The 18,973-nt window shown below is 50.0% G+C and carries 17 protein-coding genes; 6 read left to right on the forward strand and 11 right to left on the reverse strand.

What is annotated here, in order from left to right; all coding sequences use genetic code 11:
• Positions 1-55: 55 nt before the first annotated feature.
• From CLV60_RS30750 to CLV60_RS30775, 6 genes are all read right to left on the reverse strand, one after another.
• A complete protein-coding gene (locus CLV60_RS30750) occupies positions 56-1,069 on the reverse strand; it encodes a zinc-binding alcohol dehydrogenase family protein (protein WP_106599243.1) in 1,014 nt (337 codons plus the stop codon).
• Positions 1,070-1,078: 9 nt separating this feature from the next.
• A complete protein-coding gene (locus CLV60_RS30755; protein ID WP_106599244.1) occupies positions 1,079-1,867 on the reverse strand; it encodes an SDR family oxidoreductase in 789 nt (262 codons plus the stop codon).
• Positions 1,868-1,907: 40 nt separating this feature from the next.
• On the reverse strand, positions 1,908-3,164 hold the full coding sequence (fucP, locus tag CLV60_RS30760) for an L-fucose:H+ symporter permease (protein WP_106599245.1): 1,257 nt from the start codon (positions 3,162-3,164) through the stop codon (positions 1,908-1,910).
• A 135-nt stretch (positions 3,165-3,299) separates the two neighbouring features.
• Complete coding sequence (locus CLV60_RS30765) at positions 3,300-4,046, reverse strand: LytR/AlgR family response regulator transcription factor (protein WP_106599246.1); 747 nt, start codon at positions 4,044-4,046, stop codon at positions 3,300-3,302.
• 175 nt (positions 4,047-4,221) lie between these two features.
• Positions 4,222-5,247: a cytochrome d ubiquinol oxidase subunit II gene (locus tag CLV60_RS30770; protein WP_106599247.1), complete on the reverse strand. Its 1,026-nt coding sequence runs from the start codon at positions 5,245-5,247 to the stop codon at positions 4,222-4,224.
• 179 nt (positions 5,248-5,426) lie between these two features.
• On the reverse strand, positions 5,427-6,737 hold the full coding sequence (locus tag CLV60_RS30775) for a cytochrome ubiquinol oxidase subunit I (RefSeq protein WP_106599248.1): 1,311 nt from the start codon (positions 6,735-6,737) through the stop codon (positions 5,427-5,429).
• Between the two features lie 171 nt (positions 6,738-6,908).
• Here CLV60_RS30775 and CLV60_RS30780 point away from each other — a divergent pair, with 171 nt between their 5' ends.
• Complete coding sequence (locus CLV60_RS30780) at positions 6,909-8,159, forward strand: alpha/beta hydrolase family protein (protein WP_170118910.1); 1,251 nt, start codon at positions 6,909-6,911, stop codon at positions 8,157-8,159.
• On the opposite strand, the gene CLV60_RS30785 is transcribed toward CLV60_RS30780, so the two are convergent.
• The 3 genes from CLV60_RS30785 to CLV60_RS30795 form a co-directional block, all read right to left on the reverse strand.
• Positions 8,156-9,157, reverse strand: coding sequence for a 3-hydroxyacyl-CoA dehydrogenase family protein (locus CLV60_RS30785; RefSeq protein WP_106599250.1), 1,002 nt, complete (start codon positions 9,155-9,157; stop codon positions 8,156-8,158). The genes CLV60_RS30780 and CLV60_RS30785 overlap by 4 nt on opposite strands.
• Positions 9,158-9,282: 125 nt before the next feature.
• Complete coding sequence (locus CLV60_RS30790; RefSeq protein WP_106599251.1) at positions 9,283-9,480, reverse strand: CsbD family protein; 198 nt, start codon at positions 9,478-9,480, stop codon at positions 9,283-9,285.
• A 153-nt stretch (positions 9,481-9,633) separates the two neighbouring features.
• Positions 9,634-10,905: a beta-1,2-mannosidase gene (locus tag CLV60_RS30795; RefSeq protein ID WP_106599252.1), complete on the reverse strand. Its 1,272-nt coding sequence runs from the start codon at positions 10,903-10,905 to the stop codon at positions 9,634-9,636.
• A 207-nt stretch (positions 10,906-11,112) separates the two neighbouring features.
• On the opposite strand from CLV60_RS30795, the gene CLV60_RS30805 reads away from it, so the two are divergent.
• Positions 11,113-12,831, forward strand: a complete 1,719-nt coding sequence (locus CLV60_RS30805) for a DNA polymerase/3'-5' exonuclease PolX (protein WP_106599254.1) — start codon at positions 11,113-11,115, stop codon at positions 12,829-12,831.
• Between the two features lie 292 nt (positions 12,832-13,123).
• On the opposite strand, the gene CLV60_RS30815 is transcribed toward CLV60_RS30805, so the two are convergent.
• Both CLV60_RS30815 and CLV60_RS30820 read right to left on the reverse strand, forming a co-directional pair.
• A complete protein-coding gene (locus CLV60_RS30815) occupies positions 13,124-14,056 on the reverse strand; it encodes a hydrogen peroxide-inducible genes activator (protein WP_106599256.1) in 933 nt (310 codons plus the stop codon).
• Between the two features lie 43 nt (positions 14,057-14,099).
• The gene (locus CLV60_RS30820) at positions 14,100-14,939 is read right to left on the reverse strand and encodes a KilA-N domain-containing protein (RefSeq protein ID WP_106599257.1); all 840 of its coding nucleotides are present in this window, start codon (positions 14,937-14,939) and stop codon (positions 14,100-14,102) included.
• 184 nt (positions 14,940-15,123) lie between these two features.
• On the opposite strand from CLV60_RS30820, the gene CLV60_RS30825 reads away from it, so the two are divergent.
• The 4 genes from CLV60_RS30825 to CLV60_RS30840 all read left to right on the forward strand — a co-directional run bounded on the left by CLV60_RS30825 (position 15,124) and on the right by CLV60_RS30840 (position 18,872).
• The gene (locus CLV60_RS30825; RefSeq protein ID WP_106599258.1) at positions 15,124-15,348 is read left to right on the forward strand and encodes a hypothetical protein; all 225 of its coding nucleotides are present in this window, start codon (positions 15,124-15,126) and stop codon (positions 15,346-15,348) included.
• Positions 15,349-15,468: 120 nt separating this feature from the next.
• Positions 15,469-16,041, forward strand: a complete 573-nt coding sequence (locus tag CLV60_RS30830; RefSeq protein ID WP_106599259.1) for an RNA polymerase sigma-70 factor — start codon at positions 15,469-15,471, stop codon at positions 16,039-16,041.
• A 6-nt stretch (positions 16,042-16,047) separates the two neighbouring features.
• Complete coding sequence (locus CLV60_RS30835; RefSeq protein WP_106599260.1) at positions 16,048-17,037, forward strand: FecR family protein; 990 nt, start codon at positions 16,048-16,050, stop codon at positions 17,035-17,037.
• Between the two features lie 14 nt (positions 17,038-17,051).
• Positions 17,052-18,872: an STN and carboxypeptidase regulatory-like domain-containing protein gene (locus CLV60_RS30840; protein ID WP_229211206.1), complete on the forward strand. Its 1,821-nt coding sequence runs from the start codon at positions 17,052-17,054 to the stop codon at positions 18,870-18,872.
• Positions 18,873-18,973 lie beyond the last annotated feature (101 nt).

Below are 18,973 nucleotides of genomic sequence, written 5' to 3' on the forward strand. Positions count from 1 at the left end.
CGCCGCTCAAATCTGACAATGCCTGACGACGCAACTACACATGACAACAACGTGCCTATTCCAGCTCAACCATCGCCTTAATCACCCCATTCGCCGGGTCGAGCCAGCTTTCGAATTCATCCTTCACCTGCCCGAACGCAACGCGGTGGGTGATGTATGTTTTCGGATCGACCAAACCGTTTTTCATGCTATGGATCACATGCTCGAAATCGGCGCGGGTTGCGTTGCGGCTGCTCATTAATGTAGCCTCGCGCTTGTGAAACTCGGGGTGGCTGAATGCAATTTCGCCTTTTTGAAGACCTACCAGCACGTATTTGCCGCTATGAGCCAGGTAGGCAAAAGCAGTGTTAATGGCGCGTAAATTACCGGTTGCGTCGATGACGACGGTCGGCATATCGCCATTTGTAATCTCGGCAAGGCGTTCGATTACGTTTTCGGTCAGGCCATTAATGGTGTGCTCTACGCCGATGCGGTCGCGGCAGAATGCGAGGCGCTGATCGTTGATATCGAGGGCAATCACCTTTCCGCCGGCAATGCGGGCAAACTCCATCGTTCCCAAACCAATAGGCCCCGCACCCACTACGAGTACAAACTCGTCCTTGCGTACGTCCGCGCGGCGCACGCCATGCGCGCCTATCGCGAGTGGCTCCACGAGCGCGAGCTCATCGAAGCTCAGACCGTCGCCGTGCACGAGCGAATAGGAGGGCACGGAGAGGTATTCCACCATTCCGCCATCAATGTGGACGCCCGACACTTTCAGAGTGGTGCAGCAGTTGGGCTTACCATTTCGGCATGCAACGCATTTGCCGCAGTTGAAATACGGCACGAACGTAACCGCCTCACCTGTCACAAAACCCGGCGCATCGGTTTCTACGATTTCTCCGGCCAGTTCATGGCCCAATATTCTTGGATAGTGGAAGAAAGGCTGCGTTCCCTCGTAGGCGTGTAAATCGGTTCCGCAGATGCCTATTCTTTTGATTTTCAACAGGGTGTGCCCCGGTGTGGCTACCGGCGCCTCGGCTTGTTCATAGGAGAACGAGCCGGGCGTGGTACAAACGAGTATTTCCATGGATCGGTATCAGGAATTGGCCAGTGCGCGATCGAGGTGGACGTAGCCGCCGTCGACATAAATGAGCTGTCCGGTCGTGTGGCTGGATCTTTCCGAAAGCAGGAATACGGTCATATTAGCGATTTCCTCGGCGGTTGTCATGCGGTTTTCCAAGGGGATATTGGCTGTAATGGCCGCCAGTTTTTCCTGCGGATTGGGCAGGGTCTCGATCCATTTTTCGTACAGCGGCGTCCAGCATTCGGCCACGATCACCGAGTTCACGCGGATGCCGTATTTAAGCAGTTCTACCGCCCATTCGCGGGTCAGCGCGTTGCGACCTCCGTTGGAAGCGGCATATGCCGAGGTTCCGCCCTGGCCGGTGTCCGCGGTTTTGGAGCTGATATTCACGATAGAGCCTTTGGACGCTTTCAGCGCAGGCAACGCATAATGTGCCATCAGGTAGTAATGCACCACGTTTTTGTGCAAAGAGGCGATAAAGCCGTCATATGTGCCGTTTTCAAGCCCTACGCCGTCATTTACTCCGGCATTGTTCACCAGGCCGTCGATCCGGCCGTATTTGTCCAAAACTGCTTTTACTGCATTTTCGGATGCTTCGGGTTGCGTAAGTTCGGCAGCAACCTGAAAGGACTCTTTACCTTGTGCAGCCAGTGCGTCGACCACCTTCTGGTTGTCGTCCGCATTTCTGCCGACGATCACGGGAATTGCTCGTTCGGATGCCAGCACTTGTACTATGCCTTCGCCGATACCTTTTGCACCACCGGTCACGATGACCACCTTATTTTGAAGTTTTAAATCCATTATGATTAATATAAAAACTTATAAATGAATAGCTTATCTGTTAATGCGACGTGCTCAGCGTCACACTTTTCACGGAGCTGTTACGGATCGCGAAGTATAGCACTACGAGGAAACACACCGCAGGGACTATGTAAGCTGTTTGAATGGACGAAATATCCGATACCTGCCCCATAATGACCGGGAAAAACGCACCGCCTACGATCGACATGATCACGAGCGATGAACCGATTTTGGTTTTTTCGCCCAATCCGCGGATACTCAATGCGAAGATCGTCGGGAACATGATCGACATGAAGAATTCTACGCCTACCAATGCGTAAACGGAGAACATACCGTCGGTAAGCACTGCGATAATGAGCAATACGATATTGGCAACACTGTAAATGGCCAGCAAACGTGGTGGTGCTACAAAGCGCATCAGATAGGTACCAATAAACCTGCCGATCATAAATGCCAGCAGCGCGCCGGAAAGGAGGTAAGCAGCCGTTTTTTCATCAATACCGGCCACATGGTCGGCAAAACGGATAAAGAAGCTGCTGATACACACCTGCGCACCTACGTAAAAGAATTGTGCTGTGGTACCCAGGATCAGGTTTTTTTCGCCCCAGATCGAGCCGCTCGGCTTTTGATCTGCCACTTCTTCTTCCTCCTTGATTTCCGGCAGGGAAGTCCGCCAGATCATCACCGCCACGAACAGTACTACCAGACCAATCAATATAAACGGAATCTGTACCGATGAGGCTTCCTCGTTCAGGTAAGCATTCAGCTGGTCGGGGGACATCGCCTGATGCTCGGCTTCGCTGAGTGTTTTACCCGAAAGAATGAACTTTCCACCCATTAACGGGGCCAGAAATGCCGCCAGGCCGTTGAATGACTGTGCAAAATTGAGTCGTTGCGTAGCGGATTCGGGGTCGCCGAGTACTGTAATGTAAGGATTGGCCGCTGTTTCGAGCATGGTTAGCCCGCTGGCGATTACAAATAATGCAAACAGGAAGAACCCGAAATGCCGCATTTCAGATGCGGGATAAAAGAGAAATGAGCCGGTGGCAAAAAGCAGCAAGCCAAAGGCGATGCCCGCTTTGTATCCATACTTTTTCATGAAAAGCCCGGCAGGCAATGCGATCAGGAAGTAGGCAATGTAAGAAGCGGAGTCGATCAGCGCCGATTGGAAGTCGCTGAGCTGACAGGCTTTCTTTAAATGCGGGATCAGGATCGGGTTGAGATTAAGGGCAAAGCCCCAGAGAAAAAACAGTGACGTGATGAGGATGACAGCCAGCCGCGTCTTACGATCGGTCATAAAGGTTAAAAATTAATAGATGCAGGAACGGCTGTAAAGTAAAACAAAACAATGCAAAGGAATTATATTTTTTTACGGGGAAATGCTTCTTTGCCCCATAAATATTCCGATACATTGTTTTGCAAAGGTTGGATTTCAGATATTCAGCTGCCGCTGGACTTCGTCCTTTTTCCTGCGCGATACCTCGATGCGCGAACCGTCGGAGAGGATGATGAATTCATTATTATTGCTGATCCGGATAATGTGGTCGAGGTTGACCAGGTGGGATTTATGCGTCCGGATGAAACGGAACTTGGCGAGCATATCTTCGAAATGTTTCAGCGTTTTGCTCGCGATAAATGGCCGCTTGTTGATCAGATGAATGATCGTGTAGTTGCGGTCGGCTTCCAGGCGAAGGATTTCATGCACCAGAAAGAAAAAAACACCCTCGCTCGAAGGTACTGCCAGCCGGAAATCCTTCACATCCCGTTTGTCGATGTTGGCGGCCAGGTTTTCAAACAGCATTTTACGCTGCCGCGAACTCTCGTTCTTCGTGTTGTGCCGTTTTACCGCCTCTTTCAGGTCTTCCGGACTAATGGGTTTCAACAGATAGTCCAGTGCACTGAACCGGATCGCCTGAATGGCGTACTGGTTGTGGGCTGTAATGAAGATCACGTCGAAATCGGGATTGTTGGGGAGCTGTAAAAAGTCGAACCCGTTTTGATGGGGCATTTCCACGTCGAGGAAAACCAGATCGGGCTGATAAAATTCCAGTACGCCCCTGGCTTCTTCCACGGATGCGGCAGTCCGTACCTCTGTGATTTCGGGTACAAAACTGATGATAAGCTGGTGCAAAACATTGCGGGCTCTTGGCTCGTCGTCGATGATCAGCGCTTTTATCATAGTGGGTATGGTGTTAAAATACCTTGTGAATGCAGCTCACCCGGCTGCGATTTTTTCACAAAGTATGATAACGGGCACAACCGAGCTTATTCCAATGTCCGTATGGTACCAAACGGTTATTGAAAGGAACGGCAGCCCCAAACCAGCGAGATTTCGCGTCCTTTTAAAGCGGATTTTAATGCACCTGGCTTTCGTAGCCGACCGGTTTTTTCTGAAAACTGTAAATCAGATAGAAAAGCGCCGGCAGGATCAGAATGCTGCCCAGCAACAATGCCCACGCAAGCGCCTCGATTGTTTTTTCCTGGCCGGCATGCTCGGTGAGCGACAGATAGCCGCCGCCTTTCAGTATAACGATGTTGGGAAAGTGCCTGAAAGTGGTGGTAAGGAGGATCATGGTCACCTGGAAACCCGCCAGCGGCCGCAACAGATTGATTTTTCCCTGGTACAGCAAAGTCCACATCCAGATCAGCGAGAGCGTAGCCGAAAGAATGGCAATGCGTCCGATCCAATTTCCGAAAACCCAGTCGAACAGCGGAATATGCTCAAACCACGCGGCAGCAAATACCAACGCACCGCAAACGACCGCAGCGATATTGAAAAACTGCGCCTTATGCGCAAACCGCAGGCGCTCGTGTTCGACATCCGTCTCGCCGATAAGGTAAACCGACGCCAGAAAACCGCAAATTGAGACCGTGAACAATCCAACCGTGACGGAAAACCAATGCAGCCAGCTGAAAATGTAGGCATCGGCAAAAGTGCTGGCCTGCGGATCGATATGCCCGGATACTGCGCTGCCCGCAATGATCCCCAGAAAAAGCGGGGTCGTGAAGCTGGAAATTGCGAAAATGGTATTGTAGAGATGCTGCATATCATCCACCACCGCATCATAATGCCGGAATGTGAACGCCGTTCCGCGGGCGATAATGCCGATCAGCATGACGGTAAGCGGAATATGCAGGTTCACCGACATGGTAGAGTAAATTACCGGAAATCCGACGAACAGGATTACAATTGCGATAATGAGCCACATATGGTTTGCTTCCCAGATCGGCCCGATGGCAGAGTACAACGTTTTGCGGGTAACCTGTTTGTTTTTCTGCGAGGTAAAAAGCTCAATGATCCCCGCGCCAAAATCCGCCCCGCCCAGCAGCAGGTACAAGAGGATCGACGCCCAGAGGTATGTGATGACGATGTAGAGCATTGTTAATGAGTGAATGACTGAATGACTGAATGAACGAATGATTGAATGTGTGAAAGGTCAGGTATGGTCAAGTGTTGCCAGTTGTGGTCGGGAGTCGTATTTGTTTAATATTGACAATTCATGACTACTTCTGACCCAATGACTATATTCAATCATTCAGTCATTCAATCATTCAAAATTCAATCAACATCGTACAACTTCCCAACCATCCGTATCTGCCGGTAAAGCATGAAAACTACAAATGCTGCCAGTGAGACGTAGATGGCTGTAAAGAGATAAAATGAATAGGCGATGCCGGGCATGGGGGTAACGGCATTGGCGGTGCGCATGATGCCGTAGATGATCCATGGCTGGCGGCCGACTTCGGTCACCGTCCAGCCGGCTTCAACTGCTATGAAGCCGAGCGGCGTCGCAATGGCGAACAGTTTCAACAGCCAGGGCTCCTGCAACCATTTCCGCTTCTTCCATAATGCCGTAAAATAGAGCACCGAAACCAGCATCATCGCCATACCCATTCCGACCATGATCTGAAAGGCATAATGGGTTACCGCGACGGGCGGGTGGTTTTCTTCCGGAATGCGATCGAGGCCAGTTACTTCCGCCGTGAAATCGCCATGCGCCAGAAAGCTCAGGAAGCCCGGCAGTTTGATCGCAAAATCGACCTTCTTTTCCGCTTCATTGGGAATACCTCCCACAATCAGGGAAGCCGATTTTTCGGTGTGGAAATGGGCCTCCATCGCAGCCAGTTTTGCGGGTTGCCGGATCGCGACGTCCTTGGCCGAAATATCACCGCTCAACGGCTGTACGATTGCCGCTGCGCAGCCGAACACGGCCGCGATGGTAAACGATTTGGTGTGAAAAATGACGTTGTTTCCGCGCAGGATCATCAGCGCGTGCACCCCCGCGACCGCGAAACCCGTAGCGGCGAATGCGGCGATTGTCATGTGCAATGCCTGCGAAAACCAGGCTTCGTTGAACATCGCCGCAATGGGATCTATATTAAGGTACTGTCCATTCAAATACTCAAAACCCGCCGGGCTATTCATCCACGCGTTGGCTGCGACCACAAGAATGCCCGATGCGAGCCCGCTCACACCCACGACCACGCCCGTGAACCAGTGGAACCATGGATTGAAGCGGTCCCAGCCGTAAAGGAAGAAACCCAGCGCGATCGCTTCAATAAAAAATGCCGTTCCTTCGAGGGAAAACGGCATCCCGAAAATCGGGCCGGCGTGTTTCATAAACTCCGGCCACAGAAGACCAAGCTCAAACGATAGCACCGTACCCGATACCGCGCCGGTTGCGAAGAAAATGGCAACGCCCTTACTCCAAGCCTTTGTAACGTTTTTATATACGGTCTGACCGGTTTTGAGATAGTAGTAATGGGCGACGGCCATAAAAAACGGCATCACCATTCCAATACACGAAAATATAATGTGAAAGCCCAGAGAAAGGGCCATTTGAGATCTGGCGGCTATGAAGTCGTTCATGGGAATAGATTTACTGAAAAAATATCGTTTTCCGGTTTAGGAGCAGCCTGCCAAGGGTATTTCAAAACTAGTCAAGACTTTTTAGAAGAACCATCATTTGTGCTAAAATGATTGGGTTTTCGGCCTTTTTTTATCAAAATGTTTCACGCGTTAAAAGCAACCATGGACAAGGTGAAAAAAATCATTGCCATACTGCTATTCCTCACGGGAGGAGTTCACGCACAATTCAAACAACCGTGGCTGATCGACGCCCGGCATATCAAAGTGGATACCCTTCTGTGGGACCTGAACGAGCTTAGCAAAGCTCCGCAATCCCGCTGGCTCGACGATACCAGCGCCGTTCGGTCACTCATATATAAGAGCGTCGATTTTGAAGGCAAACCGACGGAGGTTTTCGCTTATTACTCCAATCCGGACATCATCGCCGGACGACCCGCGACTAACCAGAAATTCCCGGGTCTGGTACTGATCCACGGCGGAGGAGGCAAGGCATTCCATGAGTGGGTCGAAAAATGGGCGAATGAAGGTTATGCGGCGATTGCGATGGATCTGTCGGGTAATGGCGCCGACGGGCAGAAGGTAACGCAACCCGGGCCGGAGCAATCCAACGAAAACAAATTTCAGAAGATCGAAAAGGGCAATTTAAAAGATGTGTGGACCTATCACGCCGTTGCCAGCGGTATTCTGGCGCATTCGTTACTACAAAGTTTCCCGGAAATCGACCCGTTGCGTACCGGCGTGACGGGCATCAGCTGGGGCGGCTACCTTACCTGCCTCGTAGCAAGCCTCGACAGCCGTTTCATCGCTGCCGCGCCGGTTTATGGATGTGGTTTTTATGATGAATCGGATGTTTTTAAACAAAACCTGAATGCATTGTCCCCCAAAGCAAAAACGCGCTGGATGAAGTTCTTCGACCCGTCGGCTTACTTGCCTTACTCCAAGCCGAGTATGTTTTTTATCAATGGAAACAAGGATAAGCACTATAATGTAGGACCCTACATAAAAACCTATCAGCTAAGTAAAAACAAACAAGTATGTATTATCCCCGACATGCCTCACAGCCATAAGGACGGTTGGGCACCTGTCGAGATCCGTACCTTTTTCGATGGCGCGTTAAATGGCAATCCTCGTCCATTCGTGACTGCGAGTACCATCAGTTTGGAAAATAATCAGCTTACCGTGATCCTAAAACCTATCGCCGGCAAGCAAGTAGCCTCTGCAGAGTTTTACTATACTAATGATATGACCTCCGACAATGAGCATCGTGTGTGGAACCACATTCCGGCCACGATCAACGATGACGCGCAGACGATCGTTCAGCCCATTCCAAAAGAAGGATACAAGTATGCTTTTTTCTACTTGAAGGATACAGACGGGGTTTCTGGAACGACGGTGTTTTTGAAGGATGGGAAGGGGTATTAGCTGTTTTCAGGAGATTCTGCGTTGTTCTTCTCCGCCAGCCGCCTTTTTACAATATCCCCCGGATATTTCAAGGCCAATTCACGAATATCATAGGTGAACTCCTTGAAAGTCTCTTCCCAAACCTCGGCCTCGCCAGGTTCATATTCGTAAAAACCATGTGAATTCAGCACGCCTTTGCCGCCTTCGCGCACGACTTTATCAATGAGCTCAGGCACTTCGGTACTGTTATTGAGCGTCGGAAGGAGATTTTTCATCACTGTATGGTAAGCCGGAACGCCGGTCAGGTCCATCCAGCGAAATACCCCCACGAGCGTCATGAAATAACCGGCGTTGTTACGGCAGGAACGGTCGACGTCCTCAATAGTGGCATAGCCGTTCTCGACGAGGCTTATCGCTTCGCGGTACATCGCGTACATAAGGCGGTTGGTGATGAAGCCCGCAATGTCTTTCCGTACCAGAATGGGTTCCTTACCCCACAAATGTGAGAGTTCGTAGAGGTATTCGCCGTTTTGAATATCGGTATCGTCACCGCAGATGATTTCAAGAAAGCGGGTCGTATGCGCGGGCTCGGTCCAGTGCAGGCCCAGGAATCTCGACGGGTGCTGTGTCAGTTTTTGAAGTTGACTGATCGGAATGGCCGAGGTATTGCTGGTCAGCAGCGCGTCAGGTGCAATCTCTTTTTCGATCTTTTGATACACCGCATTTTTTATATCGATGTTTTCAATCGTGCATTCATTGACGAGTTTGCAGGGATAGAGTACCGAATAGTCTTCCGTAATGATGAGTTTCCGCAAATAGTACTCTGGCTCGTTGTCGATGACCCCGTTTTGCCAGGCATTTTGCAAATGTTCGCGGATCCGGCGCTCGGCATGATCGAGGTCAGCAGAAATAGGAGCGACGGCGGCTACCGGGTGGCCGGCGATCAGCAGGCAGGTTACAATGCTGCAACCCATTAAACCAAGACCAACAATGCCGACGGGGATTTCATTTGGATTCATTTTAGAAACGGATTTAGGATTTGAAGGGAGTAATATAATGTTAAAAGCTTATCCCGGCGGCCGGTTACTACAAAAAAAGCCCCGGAACCAACGATTCCGGGGCTTATATCGACCTGTTTAAAGATCTAGTTCGACCAGCTGTTCACTTCACGTTCCACTTCTTCCCTGGTTTTACCGATCTTCTTCTGAATTTTTCCAAGAAGTTCATCTTCTTTTCCTTCTTCATAGAGCAGGTCGTCGTCGGTCAAGTCAGCGTATTGTTGCTTGAACTTTCCTTTGAGTTCGTTCCAGTTACCTTTAACTTGTTGTGTGAATGAGCTCATGATTGTGTGGTTTTAAGTTTGATAATGGCGCTCTTTCAAGCGCTTTGTACCCTATCATTTTAAAGAACCATTCCAATGCGAAAACCGGCTCCCGGACCGCATCGGGCATTCATCACTGAGCAAAAATTTACACGGAACGTCCCAAAAGCGTGGTTAATTGGTTCCAATCAGCTTATTCAGGCGTACGATGCCCTGTACCATGGAACGCACCGAGTGATAATTGACTTTCCACGAATGGCTCATGTGCTTCCAGATAGGCTCGCCCTGGCGTGTGAGCAACGGGAGCCATTCGCCAACCGAATGGTGGATCATTTTGTCAAACACGAAACGGTGGGTGGCATCGTAAGCTTTCAGATACTTGTCGTCGCCGTAGACCCGGTAGGCATCCAGCATCCCGATAATTACCTCGGCCTGCTGCCAGAATTCCTTCTCGCGGTCGTACACCTCGCCAGCGTGGGAGCCTTCCACGTACACACCCCCGAACTCCCAGTCGATACCATATTCCACCGCGTGGTCGTAGGATGCTTTCAATTGATCGTGGTACTCGTCGTAAGGAATGCCGGCGATGTCGAGCGCATGCATGAGCAGCCAGGCGAACTCCACATTGTGTCCGTAGCTGGTATTGTCTTCGGCGGCGCTTTTCAACCCGTCCTCGGTGAAGCGGTCCCAGCCCCAGATAATGTCGAATTTGATTTGCGGTGCCACTGTCCAGTCTTCCCAGAACTGCGGGATACCCGTTCTGTATTGCGGGTGCATGATTTTGTTGATCAGCAACCGGATGATTTCAACGAGCTTGCGGCGGTGAACCTGCTTGCCCGAAGCTTCATATAATGTAGTGAATGCCTCCATCAGGTGCATATGCGCATCGAGCGTCTTGCGGTCGCCGCCCGCTGCGCCGGGGCCTTTCAGGTCCCAATTGCGGTGGAACATTTCGAAGTAACCGCCGTAATAGGTGTCGGCTCCATGTTTTTGTAGTAAATCGAAAACCTTCTCCGCATATTCGAGCCCGCGTGGATCACCGGTGGCTAGTGTATATTCCGCCAGACTGTAAATAGCGAAGCTATGCCCATAGACGATCTTTTCGTCGATTTTTACATCGCCTTTGCGGTCCATCAGCCAGTAAAACCCGCCATACTCATTGTCCCACATTTTGTTGATCAGAAAATCTACCCCGTGCCGAGCGATTTCGGCATAACGGCCTTCACCATAACCTGCGCGGTGTGCCGAAGAAAAGGTATAAACCGTGCGCGTCTGTGCAATCAGCGACTTTTCGTCCTCGCCCGAATCATTGCCCGCATTATCGAAATGGGTTACAAAACCGCCGTTTGCCTTGTCCACCGCCCGGTTTTCCCAGAAAGGAAGCAATTCATTGGTCAAGTGCTGGCGGATTTCCTCGCGGTAGCTTTTCAATTGATCTACATTCATTGGTTTAAATATGGTCAGAGTTTTTTGAAATGGTTGTTGGATATACTTTCCTGAGGCCGGCGTCGGCTATTCGATTCGGGTTAATTATCACTATAAATATTTTTTTATGGAATATTTACTCTGTGAAGGTGCTCGCGGCGGGTTGTGCGCTTGCAAATGCTGATCCATACTTCGTAATTCGCAGTGAATTCATCAATCCCGATCCCCATGAGTAATTCTGAAATCGTAGAAGTCCTCGAACTAACTGCCAAGCTGCTGGAACTGCATAATGCCGACCCTTTCAAGATCAAGGGGTATTCCGTAGCGGCTTTTTATCTGGATAAATACAAGGAAAGCGAACTGCAATTCATGACCGAGCAGGAGCTCACCAAATTGCAGGGGGTAGGGAAAAGTACAGCCACCAAAATTGCGCAAATCGCGAAAACCGGCACCTTCCCTGAGCTGGAAGAGCTGATCGCCAACACGCCGCTGGGGGTGATGGAAATGTTCAATATCAAAGGTATAGGGCCCAAAAAGATCGCCGTTTTGTGGCAGGAACTGGGTATCGACAACCTCCACGAGCTGGAACTGGCGTGTTTGAACGGCACGGTAGCCAAAGTAAAAGGTTTCGGAGCGAATACCCAGCAGAAGATCCTCGATTCGCTGGCCTTCCTCAAAGACCAGGCGGGGAAACTGCGTATGGATAAAGCTGAGGCTGCGGCGAACTCGATTATCAATGAATTGAAGAAGACATTCGAGCAGGTCGAAGCGGCGGGCGAGGTCAGACGAAAATCGGAGGTGGTGGAAACGATTCGGATCCTGGTAGGAACGGATTCTCCTGCACTGCTGCAAAATACGATCGGTTCCATCGCGCTGCTGGTACAGGATGAGAAAAAATCCTCGCCATTTGTCTGGCGTGGTAATATCCAGGATATTGCCGTAGCCATCGAAATCGTGGCGGTGAAGCCGGAACGGTTGGTGAATGAGCTTTTCCTTGAAACCGCGGGGGAGGATCATCTCGGATTGGCAGGTGCTTCCGGCAACACGATCTGGCGCCATGCCTATTACGAAACCGCCGACACGGAGCACGCCATTTACGAAAAGGCCGGGCTGCCTTACATCGTGCCCGAAATGCGCGAAGGGGCGGGGGAGCTCGTATGGGCGGAAACCCGCACGCCCGACCAGTTGGTGACCTGGGACGATCTGAAAGGTATTTTGCATAACCACAGTACCTATTCCGACGGTCAGCACACACTCGAACAGATGGCCGTTTACTGTCGTGAGCTTGGTTTCGAATACCTCGGTATTGCCGATCATTCACAGACAGCTACTTATGCGCAAGGATTGAAAGTTGAAGATGTGGAACGCCAGCACGAAGAAATAGCAAGGCTGAATGCCCGCTTCGCTGCCGAAAATCCAGCCAAACCATTCAAAATACTGAAGGGCATCGAGTCGGATATTCTTGGAGACGGCTCGCTCGATTATCCGGCGGATGTACTCGCTTCGTTCGACTATATCGTAGCCTCTGTGCACAGCAACCTTTCGATGACCCTTGAAAAGGCCACCGCTCGCCTGTTGAAAGCGATCGAAAACCCTTATACCACTATTTTAGGGCACCCTACGGGCCGCCTGCTTCTTTCCCGCGAGGGCTACCCGATCGACCATCAGGTGATCATCGACGCCTGCGCGGCCAACGGTGTGGTTATCGAAATCAACGCGTCACCCTGGCGCCTCGACCTCGACTGGCGCTGGATCGCCTATTGCATGGAGAAAGACGTAATGCTTAGCATCAACCCCGACGCGCACGCAATGGAAGGCTACCTGGATATGCATTACGGTGTAGCAAATGCCAGGAAAGGGGGGTTGACCAAAGATATGACCTTTAATGCGCTGAGCCTCTTGCAGATGGAGGAGCATTTGAAAGGGCGGGTCGGTAGAGTAGGTTAACGATTTTCAAGATGTAGTTGTAAAATAGTTATACTATTTTTAGGGTGTAATTGCAAAATAGTATAACTGTATTTGCAACACACTTTGAAAATGGTAAACCTATGTTCGTCACACGCTACATTTAAAGGAATACAAGCAGGCAAACCGGAAATTAATAAGGCGTCTAAATTTATACCCTCTGAATATGAACGCTTGAAGGCATACTATGAGGAGTACATCGATTTCGGAGGGTTTCCGGAAGTTGTCTGGCAGGTTCGGCAGAGGATAAGCGTGATTTAACCCCCCATTCTACCTACAAAACTTTGACCTCTACATCTTTATTCAATATCTCCTCCGGCAAATGCGCAGTGATGCCTTCGCGCAGTGCGTCGATCAGCCTGGCCTTCATCTGCTCGCGGTTGACAACCAGGCATACTTCACGCGCGGGCTCAGGGAAGCGGAAGTGGCGGATGTGTTTCTGACGTTCTTCCGAGAGCTCCATAACGGCCATTTCGGGCAGGATGGTAATGCCGCCGTTCCGCTCTACCATGCGGATGAGCGTTTCGATGCTGCCAGAGCGGTAACTGAAACTACTCCCAAATTGGCTGCTGCGGCTTAGCTCGCACAAGCGTTGTATCTGCGTGCGGAAGCAATGGCCTTCTTCGAGCAGCCAGAGCTCATTGGGTTCTATATCCGTGGGGAGGATGTATTGTTTGGAATACAAATCGGTTTTTTCGGAAACGTAAGCGTAAAAGCGCTCCTTATACAGCGGGATTTCCTGCAAACTGTTCTCCTCAGAAACGGAAGCGATAATTCCAACGTCCAGATTGCCCATTTTCAGTTCGGTAATGATCCGGTCGGTGATCATTTCGGAAACGTGGAGTTTGATCTCCGGGAAGTTGGAGATAAACGGGTTTACGAAATGCGGAAGCAGGTAGGGCGCAATCGTCGGGATGACGCCGACGTGCAGCTCTCCAGAGAGGTCGCCATTGAAATGCTTGGCGATTTCATTGATCCGCGACGTTTCCCGCAAAATCACCCTCGCCTGATCGATAATCTCACGCCCGACGCTTGTCGGGACAATGGGTTGTTTGGTTCTGTCAAAAATCTTGACCGAAAGCTCCTCCTCCAATTTACGGATCATCATCGAAAGTGTAGGCTGCGTTACATTGCAATGCTCCGCAGCCTGAATGAAGTGGCGGTGGTTGTCGACTGCGACTATATATTCCAGTTGCTGGATGTTCATTTGAATCTTTGTATAAATGGAATTTATACAAAGATAATAGTTATCAGTTTGGTTGATTTAGTGGAAGACTAGCTTTTTGCAATGACCGGTGGGCGACGAGCGATTTCATTTGTATGATCGCAATTCTATTCAGCTCAATGGCGCGGTCCGCTGCCGACCGCTCCTGTCCGATCAGCATTCCATTGATGCTTTCCAGATTCGAGAGCACGACCAGCTGTTCCATTGTCGCCGAATCGCGCAGATTGCCACGATTGGGATTTTGGTCCGTCCATTCACGGGCCGTCATGCCAAACAAAGCCAGGTTGAGAATGTCGGCTTCTCCGGCGTAAACTTTACTGATTGCGAGCGGATCAAGTTCCTTGGGTACCAGATTCTCTTTGACCGCATCGGTGTGAATCGTGTAATTGATCTTTGCGAGACTTCGGCGTAAATTCCAGTCGAGTTGCAGGCGGTTGTTTTCTTCCTCTTTTAACCGTTGAAATTCTTTGATGAGGTAGAGTTTGAAGGAAGGGGAAATCCACGAAGCGAATTCGAAGGCAATGTCCTTATGGGCGAAAGTGCCTCCGCTGTACCGGCCTGCTTTGGAGACCAGACCAATTGAATTGGTTTTTTGAATCCACTGTTTGACTGTAAGCACATAGCTATTACTCCCAGTTTCATTTTTAATGTTACCGAATTCGGTAATATTAAAATTAGGATTATACAGCTGTTCCCACAGCCCGATAAACTCAACGGTGAACCTGGCTCTTAGCCAGTGCGAAATTACAAGCCCGGTGGCGGTGTTCTTTTGCCGCGCAATATCGGTTAGGGAAATGAAGTCGCCGTTCTCGCGGCTCAGCACGCTAATCTCCTGGTCATTGACAATAAGCTTCTGATCTTTCATTTTGAAGAATGTTTAAGTTGATACATTCTTCTTTTACGAGCGATTGCTGAAATGGTAACCACTTGTAGTAGCATTAAATCCTCATTAAACTTACTTCTTCCAAGGCCTAAGCCATTTGCATTTCCCTCAGGAATTGTAACTTAGCTCCGCTTTAATTGATCGTTCACATAAAATTTTGTCAACTATGAAAAACCTGAAAGTATGGATGTTGCTGGCTCTGATGGCGGTGGCGACACCGATTTTTGCACAGACTACGGCAGAAAAGCAAAAAACGGAAGCGAAACTGAAAAAGGACGGTACCCCTGATAAACGTTACAAGGAAAATAAACACCTCAAAAAGGACGGTACACCCGACAAACGCTATAAAACCAACAAAGCCGATACGACCAAGGCAGCGAAGAAAAAGTAGAAGTCGAAAACATTAGCCCGAATATTTTTCGGCAAAATTTAGGGTAAGCGCCCGACCGGTTGTCAATATATCGTACAACCCGAGTCGGGCGCTTATTTTTTACATAAACCAGTCGGTGCAATGAATGCAGCCTTAGCGGATGACCACGTAACGGTATTGAGCAGGGACAGGGAATCGGAGTTTGAGAAGGTTTTCAAGAAACATTTCAAAGGACTGCACGCCTATGCCTGCACTATTTTGAAGGACGATATCATGGCCGAAGAGATGGTCCAGAACGTATTTTGCAGGCTGTGGGAGAAGACCGACCACATCGATATCCGCGAATCGGTCAGCGGGTATTTGTACCGGTCGGTGTACCACGAGAGCCTGAATTACCTCAAACACCTGAAAGTGCGGGAAGCGCATCGCGATTATACTTTGCAACAGGAGCAACAGAGCGCCAGCGCTTCGCAAGGCCTTGAATTGTCGGAGCTCGAAACGCGCCTGGACATTGCATTGCGGGAATTGCCTGAGAAATGCCGGACGATCTTCCAAATGAGCCGGTTTGAAGAATTGAAGTACCAGGAAATAGCGGATCGCCTGCAACTGCCCGTCAAAACGGTCGAGAACCAGATGGGGAAAGCACTGCGGCTTCTGCGGGTCAAACTGGCCGATTTTCTTCCGGCGTCCTTTTTACTTTTTTTCCTCAGCTGATCAGCCATGAAAACAGAACACAACCCGAACATAGATGAATTGTTGGTGAAGTCGATGCTCGACGAGGCCAGCGTGGCGGAGCAGATCGAGATCAAGCAGTGGCTGCTCGACGACGATGATAACCAGCGGTATTTCGAGCATTTCGAGCTTATCTGGAACGAAAGCAAGCGCCTCGCCCGCGTGAGCACCGTGGATGAAAATGCCGCCTGGGAGCGTTTCAAAACACGCACAAGGGCAAAAGAGCAGGAGACGGAGGTAATACCTATGTACCCTAAACCGGTATTCCGAATCCTGCGGATGGTAGCAATGGTGCTCATGACAGCCGGCGTAGGCTGGCTGAGCTACCTTTTCTCGACACGCAGCTCATCTCACGAAATGCTGACGGTCAGGTCGGGAATGGAAACGCTCATTGACACGTTACCGGATGGTTCGGTCGTGACGCTTAACCGGAAGTCGAGCATCAGTTATCCAAAGGATTTCGAGGGGAAAACACGCGACGTCCGGCTGACAGGGGAAGCTTTTTTTGATGTAAAACCAGATAAATCAAAACCGTTCCTGATCTTGGTGAACGATGTGACGGTGAAAGTGGTAGGGACTTCGTTTAATGTAAAGGATAATGCGGAGAAAACGGAGGTGATTGTAGAGACCGGTATTGTAGAAGTTTCCCGAGACACGCAGCGGGTGCGCATTACTCCGCGGGAAGAGGCAACCATCATGAAAGCGAGTGCTCAAATGCGTAAGAGCGTTACAGCAGACGAATTTCATAACTATTACCGCACCCGCAGACTGTTTTGTGATGGTACCCCGCTCTGGCGACTGGTTGAAATCCTGAATGAAGCCTACGAAGCTGATATAGTGATTGGTAGCGAGCGGCTGAGGAATATGCCTATCAATACCACTTTTGACCAGAATTCACTGGAAAATATCCTGGGCGTTGTGAGCGAGACCCTTTCACTCAAAGTTGAACACCATGGCAACCAGATCATTTTGAAATAGCCTTATCTTTCGGGATGAATCAGCATTCTATATTCCGTACTGTATTAAGGCTGGCTGTGATATTGGTAATGATCCCGTGCGGGAGTTTTGCGCAGCAGATTCTGAATAAACCGGTTGATATCTCTGTAAAGGGGCAGCCGGTTTCTGCTGTTTTGAAATCCATGAGCGAGCAAGGAAAATTCTACTTTTCCTACAATAGCAACCTGATCGCAGGCGACAGCCTGGTTACATTGAACGTTACCCGGCAGCCGGTACGGCAGGTGCTCGACCAGCTTTTTTATAACAGATTTCAATACAAAGAAAAGGGCGATTACCTGATTATCCTGCCGGGTGCCAGGGAAAAGTCGTTTCATATCAGCGGCCTCATTCTGGATGATGAAACCGGGAAACCCGTCGATTATGCGAGCGTTTATTCGCGGCAACTGCTTGTATCGACACTTTCGGAAGACGATGGTGGTTTCAGGCTGCGCATCAAGGAGCGTGCGTTTCCCATTTATCTGACGGTCAGTAAGGTCGGGTATGGTGATACTACAATGGTCATCAACAGCACCGAGGAATCGGCACGAACGATGCGTATTCAGCCCAAAGCCGTGGATCTCGATCCGCTGATTGTTCGCTATTCGGAAGGAGAATCGACCTGGTTGGGACGATTGTTCCTGTCCCAGCGCCTGCGTGCGCAAAGCCGGAATATCGGCCGGTTCTTTGTGGCTTTGCCTTATCAGGCATCGCTCACACCTGGGTTGGGCACGCACGGGCGCATGAGCGGGCAGGTGGTGAACAAGTTTTCGTTAAATGTGGCAGGTGGGTATACGGCAGGGGTTAATGGGGTGGAAATAGCCGGAGGCTTTAATATATCGAAAGAAAATGTCCGCTATGTGCAGTTGGCAGGGGCATTCAACGTGGTGTCCGGGCATGTGAATGGTGTGCAGATAGCCGGTTTCAGTAATAATGTGCTGGATTCACTACATGGCGTGCAAATTTCCGGGTTTAGCGGCATGGTACGCAAGCATGTCGATGGTGTGCAGGTAAGTGGCTTCCTGAGCAGGGCCGGAGAGGGCATTGCCGGAGCGCAGGTTACGGGTGCTATCGGGCTGATCCGTAATGGAGGCAATGGTGCGCAGGTTTCGGGTGGATACAATCAGGTGCGGGGTGTTTTTGAAGGGGTACAAATTGCCGGGGTAGCCAACAATGCGCGCGACTCCGTCCGTGCGACGCAAATTTCCGGCGGGCTCAATATGGCCCGAAATATCAAAGGTGTGCAACTTGCCACATTCAATTATGCCAAAGTAATGCGGGGCGTGCAAATAGGTATCGTCAACATCGCCGACAGTTCCGCAGGAGCCAGTATAGGGCTTATTAATATTGTGAGGAAAAGTACGTCAAATATTTCGGTGTATGCGACAGATGTTGCACCGCTGAATGTTGCCTGGAAAATGGGGACGCACAAATTTTACAGCCTGCTGATGGTAGGAACGGGTTTCAGTGGAACGGAAAAAGTGCAGACATTCGGCGCGGGTATCGGGCGGGAATTCTTTCCGTTCAGAAAGACAGGTTTCTTTGTCGAAATATTGAATCAGAACGTTTACCAGGGCGATTGGGAGAAAACTCCAACGCTTTATCGCTTGCAGATCGCTGCAACTTACAAATTTGGAAAGCATTTTCTGCTGTTTGCAGGGCCCTCATATTCTGTGTTTGACAGTGACGGTCTCGAGGGGAAAAAAGGGTATAAATCATTCCCGCTGTCGGGTTATCCCAATATAGACCTGGGAAGTAAGAAAGTAACCTCCTGGATCGGCTGGCAAGCCGGGATCAGCTGGCGCTACGGAAAGTTGTAATCGTCTGAGGGTGACCCAAAAGCAAAAGCCCTTTTTCTACTATGTAGAACGAGGGCTTTTTTGTATTTTTAATTACGACATTAGAAATACATGGGCAAGAT

This window comes from Dyadobacter jiangsuensis (assembly GCF_003014695.1).
In the GTDB taxonomy this organism is placed as follows: domain Bacteria; phylum Bacteroidota; class Bacteroidia; order Cytophagales; family Spirosomataceae; genus Dyadobacter; species Dyadobacter jiangsuensis.

Excerpts from the sequence above, each read along its gene's own strand:
- CLV60_RS30775 (WP_106599248.1), bottom strand. The coding sequence starts at position 6,737 with ATGAACGACTTCATAGCCGCCAGATCTCAAATGGCCCTTTCTCTGGGC.
- CLV60_RS30840 (WP_229211206.1), top strand. The coding sequence starts at position 17,052 with ATGAATCAGCATTCTATATTCCGTACTGTATTAAGGCTGGCTGTGATA.
- CLV60_RS30820 (WP_106599257.1), bottom strand. The coding sequence starts at position 14,939 with ATGAAAGATCAGAAGCTTATTGTCAATGACCAGGAGATTAGCGTGCTG.
- CLV60_RS30795 (WP_106599252.1), bottom strand. The coding sequence starts at position 10,905 with ATGAATGTAGATCAATTGAAAAGCTACCGCGAGGAAATCCGCCAGCAC.
- CLV60_RS30790 (WP_106599251.1), bottom strand. The coding sequence starts at position 9,480 with ATGAGCTCATTCACACAACAAGTTAAAGGTAACTGGAACGAACTCAAA.
- CLV60_RS30825 (WP_106599258.1), top strand. The coding sequence starts at position 15,124 with ATGAAAAACCTGAAAGTATGGATGTTGCTGGCTCTGATGGCGGTGGCG.
- CLV60_RS30785 (WP_106599250.1), bottom strand. The coding sequence starts at position 9,157 with ATGAATCCAAATGAAATCCCCGTCGGCATTGTTGGTCTTGGTTTAATG.
- CLV60_RS30750 (WP_106599243.1), bottom strand. The coding sequence starts at position 1,069 with ATGGAAATACTCGTTTGTACCACGCCCGGCTCGTTCTCCTATGAACAA.
- CLV60_RS30805 (WP_106599254.1), top strand. The coding sequence starts at position 11,113 with ATGAGTAATTCTGAAATCGTAGAAGTCCTCGAACTAACTGCCAAGCTG.
- CLV60_RS30765 (WP_106599246.1), bottom strand. The coding sequence starts at position 4,046 with ATGATAAAAGCGCTGATCATCGACGACGAGCCAAGAGCCCGCAATGTT.
- CLV60_RS30830 (WP_106599259.1), top strand. The coding sequence starts at position 15,469 with ATGAATGCAGCCTTAGCGGATGACCACGTAACGGTATTGAGCAGGGAC.
- CLV60_RS30815 (WP_106599256.1), bottom strand. The coding sequence starts at position 14,056 with ATGAACATCCAGCAACTGGAATATATAGTCGCAGTCGACAACCACCGC.
- CLV60_RS30835 (WP_106599260.1), top strand. The coding sequence starts at position 16,048 with ATGAAAACAGAACACAACCCGAACATAGATGAATTGTTGGTGAAGTCG.
- CLV60_RS30755 (WP_106599244.1), bottom strand. The coding sequence starts at position 1,867 with ATGGATTTAAAACTTCAAAATAAGGTGGTCATCGTGACCGGTGGTGCA.
- fucP (WP_106599245.1), bottom strand. The coding sequence starts at position 3,164 with ATGACCGATCGTAAGACGCGGCTGGCTGTCATCCTCATCACGTCACTG.
- CLV60_RS30770 (WP_106599247.1), bottom strand. The coding sequence starts at position 5,247 with ATGCTCTACATCGTCATCACATACCTCTGGGCGTCGATCCTCTTGTAC.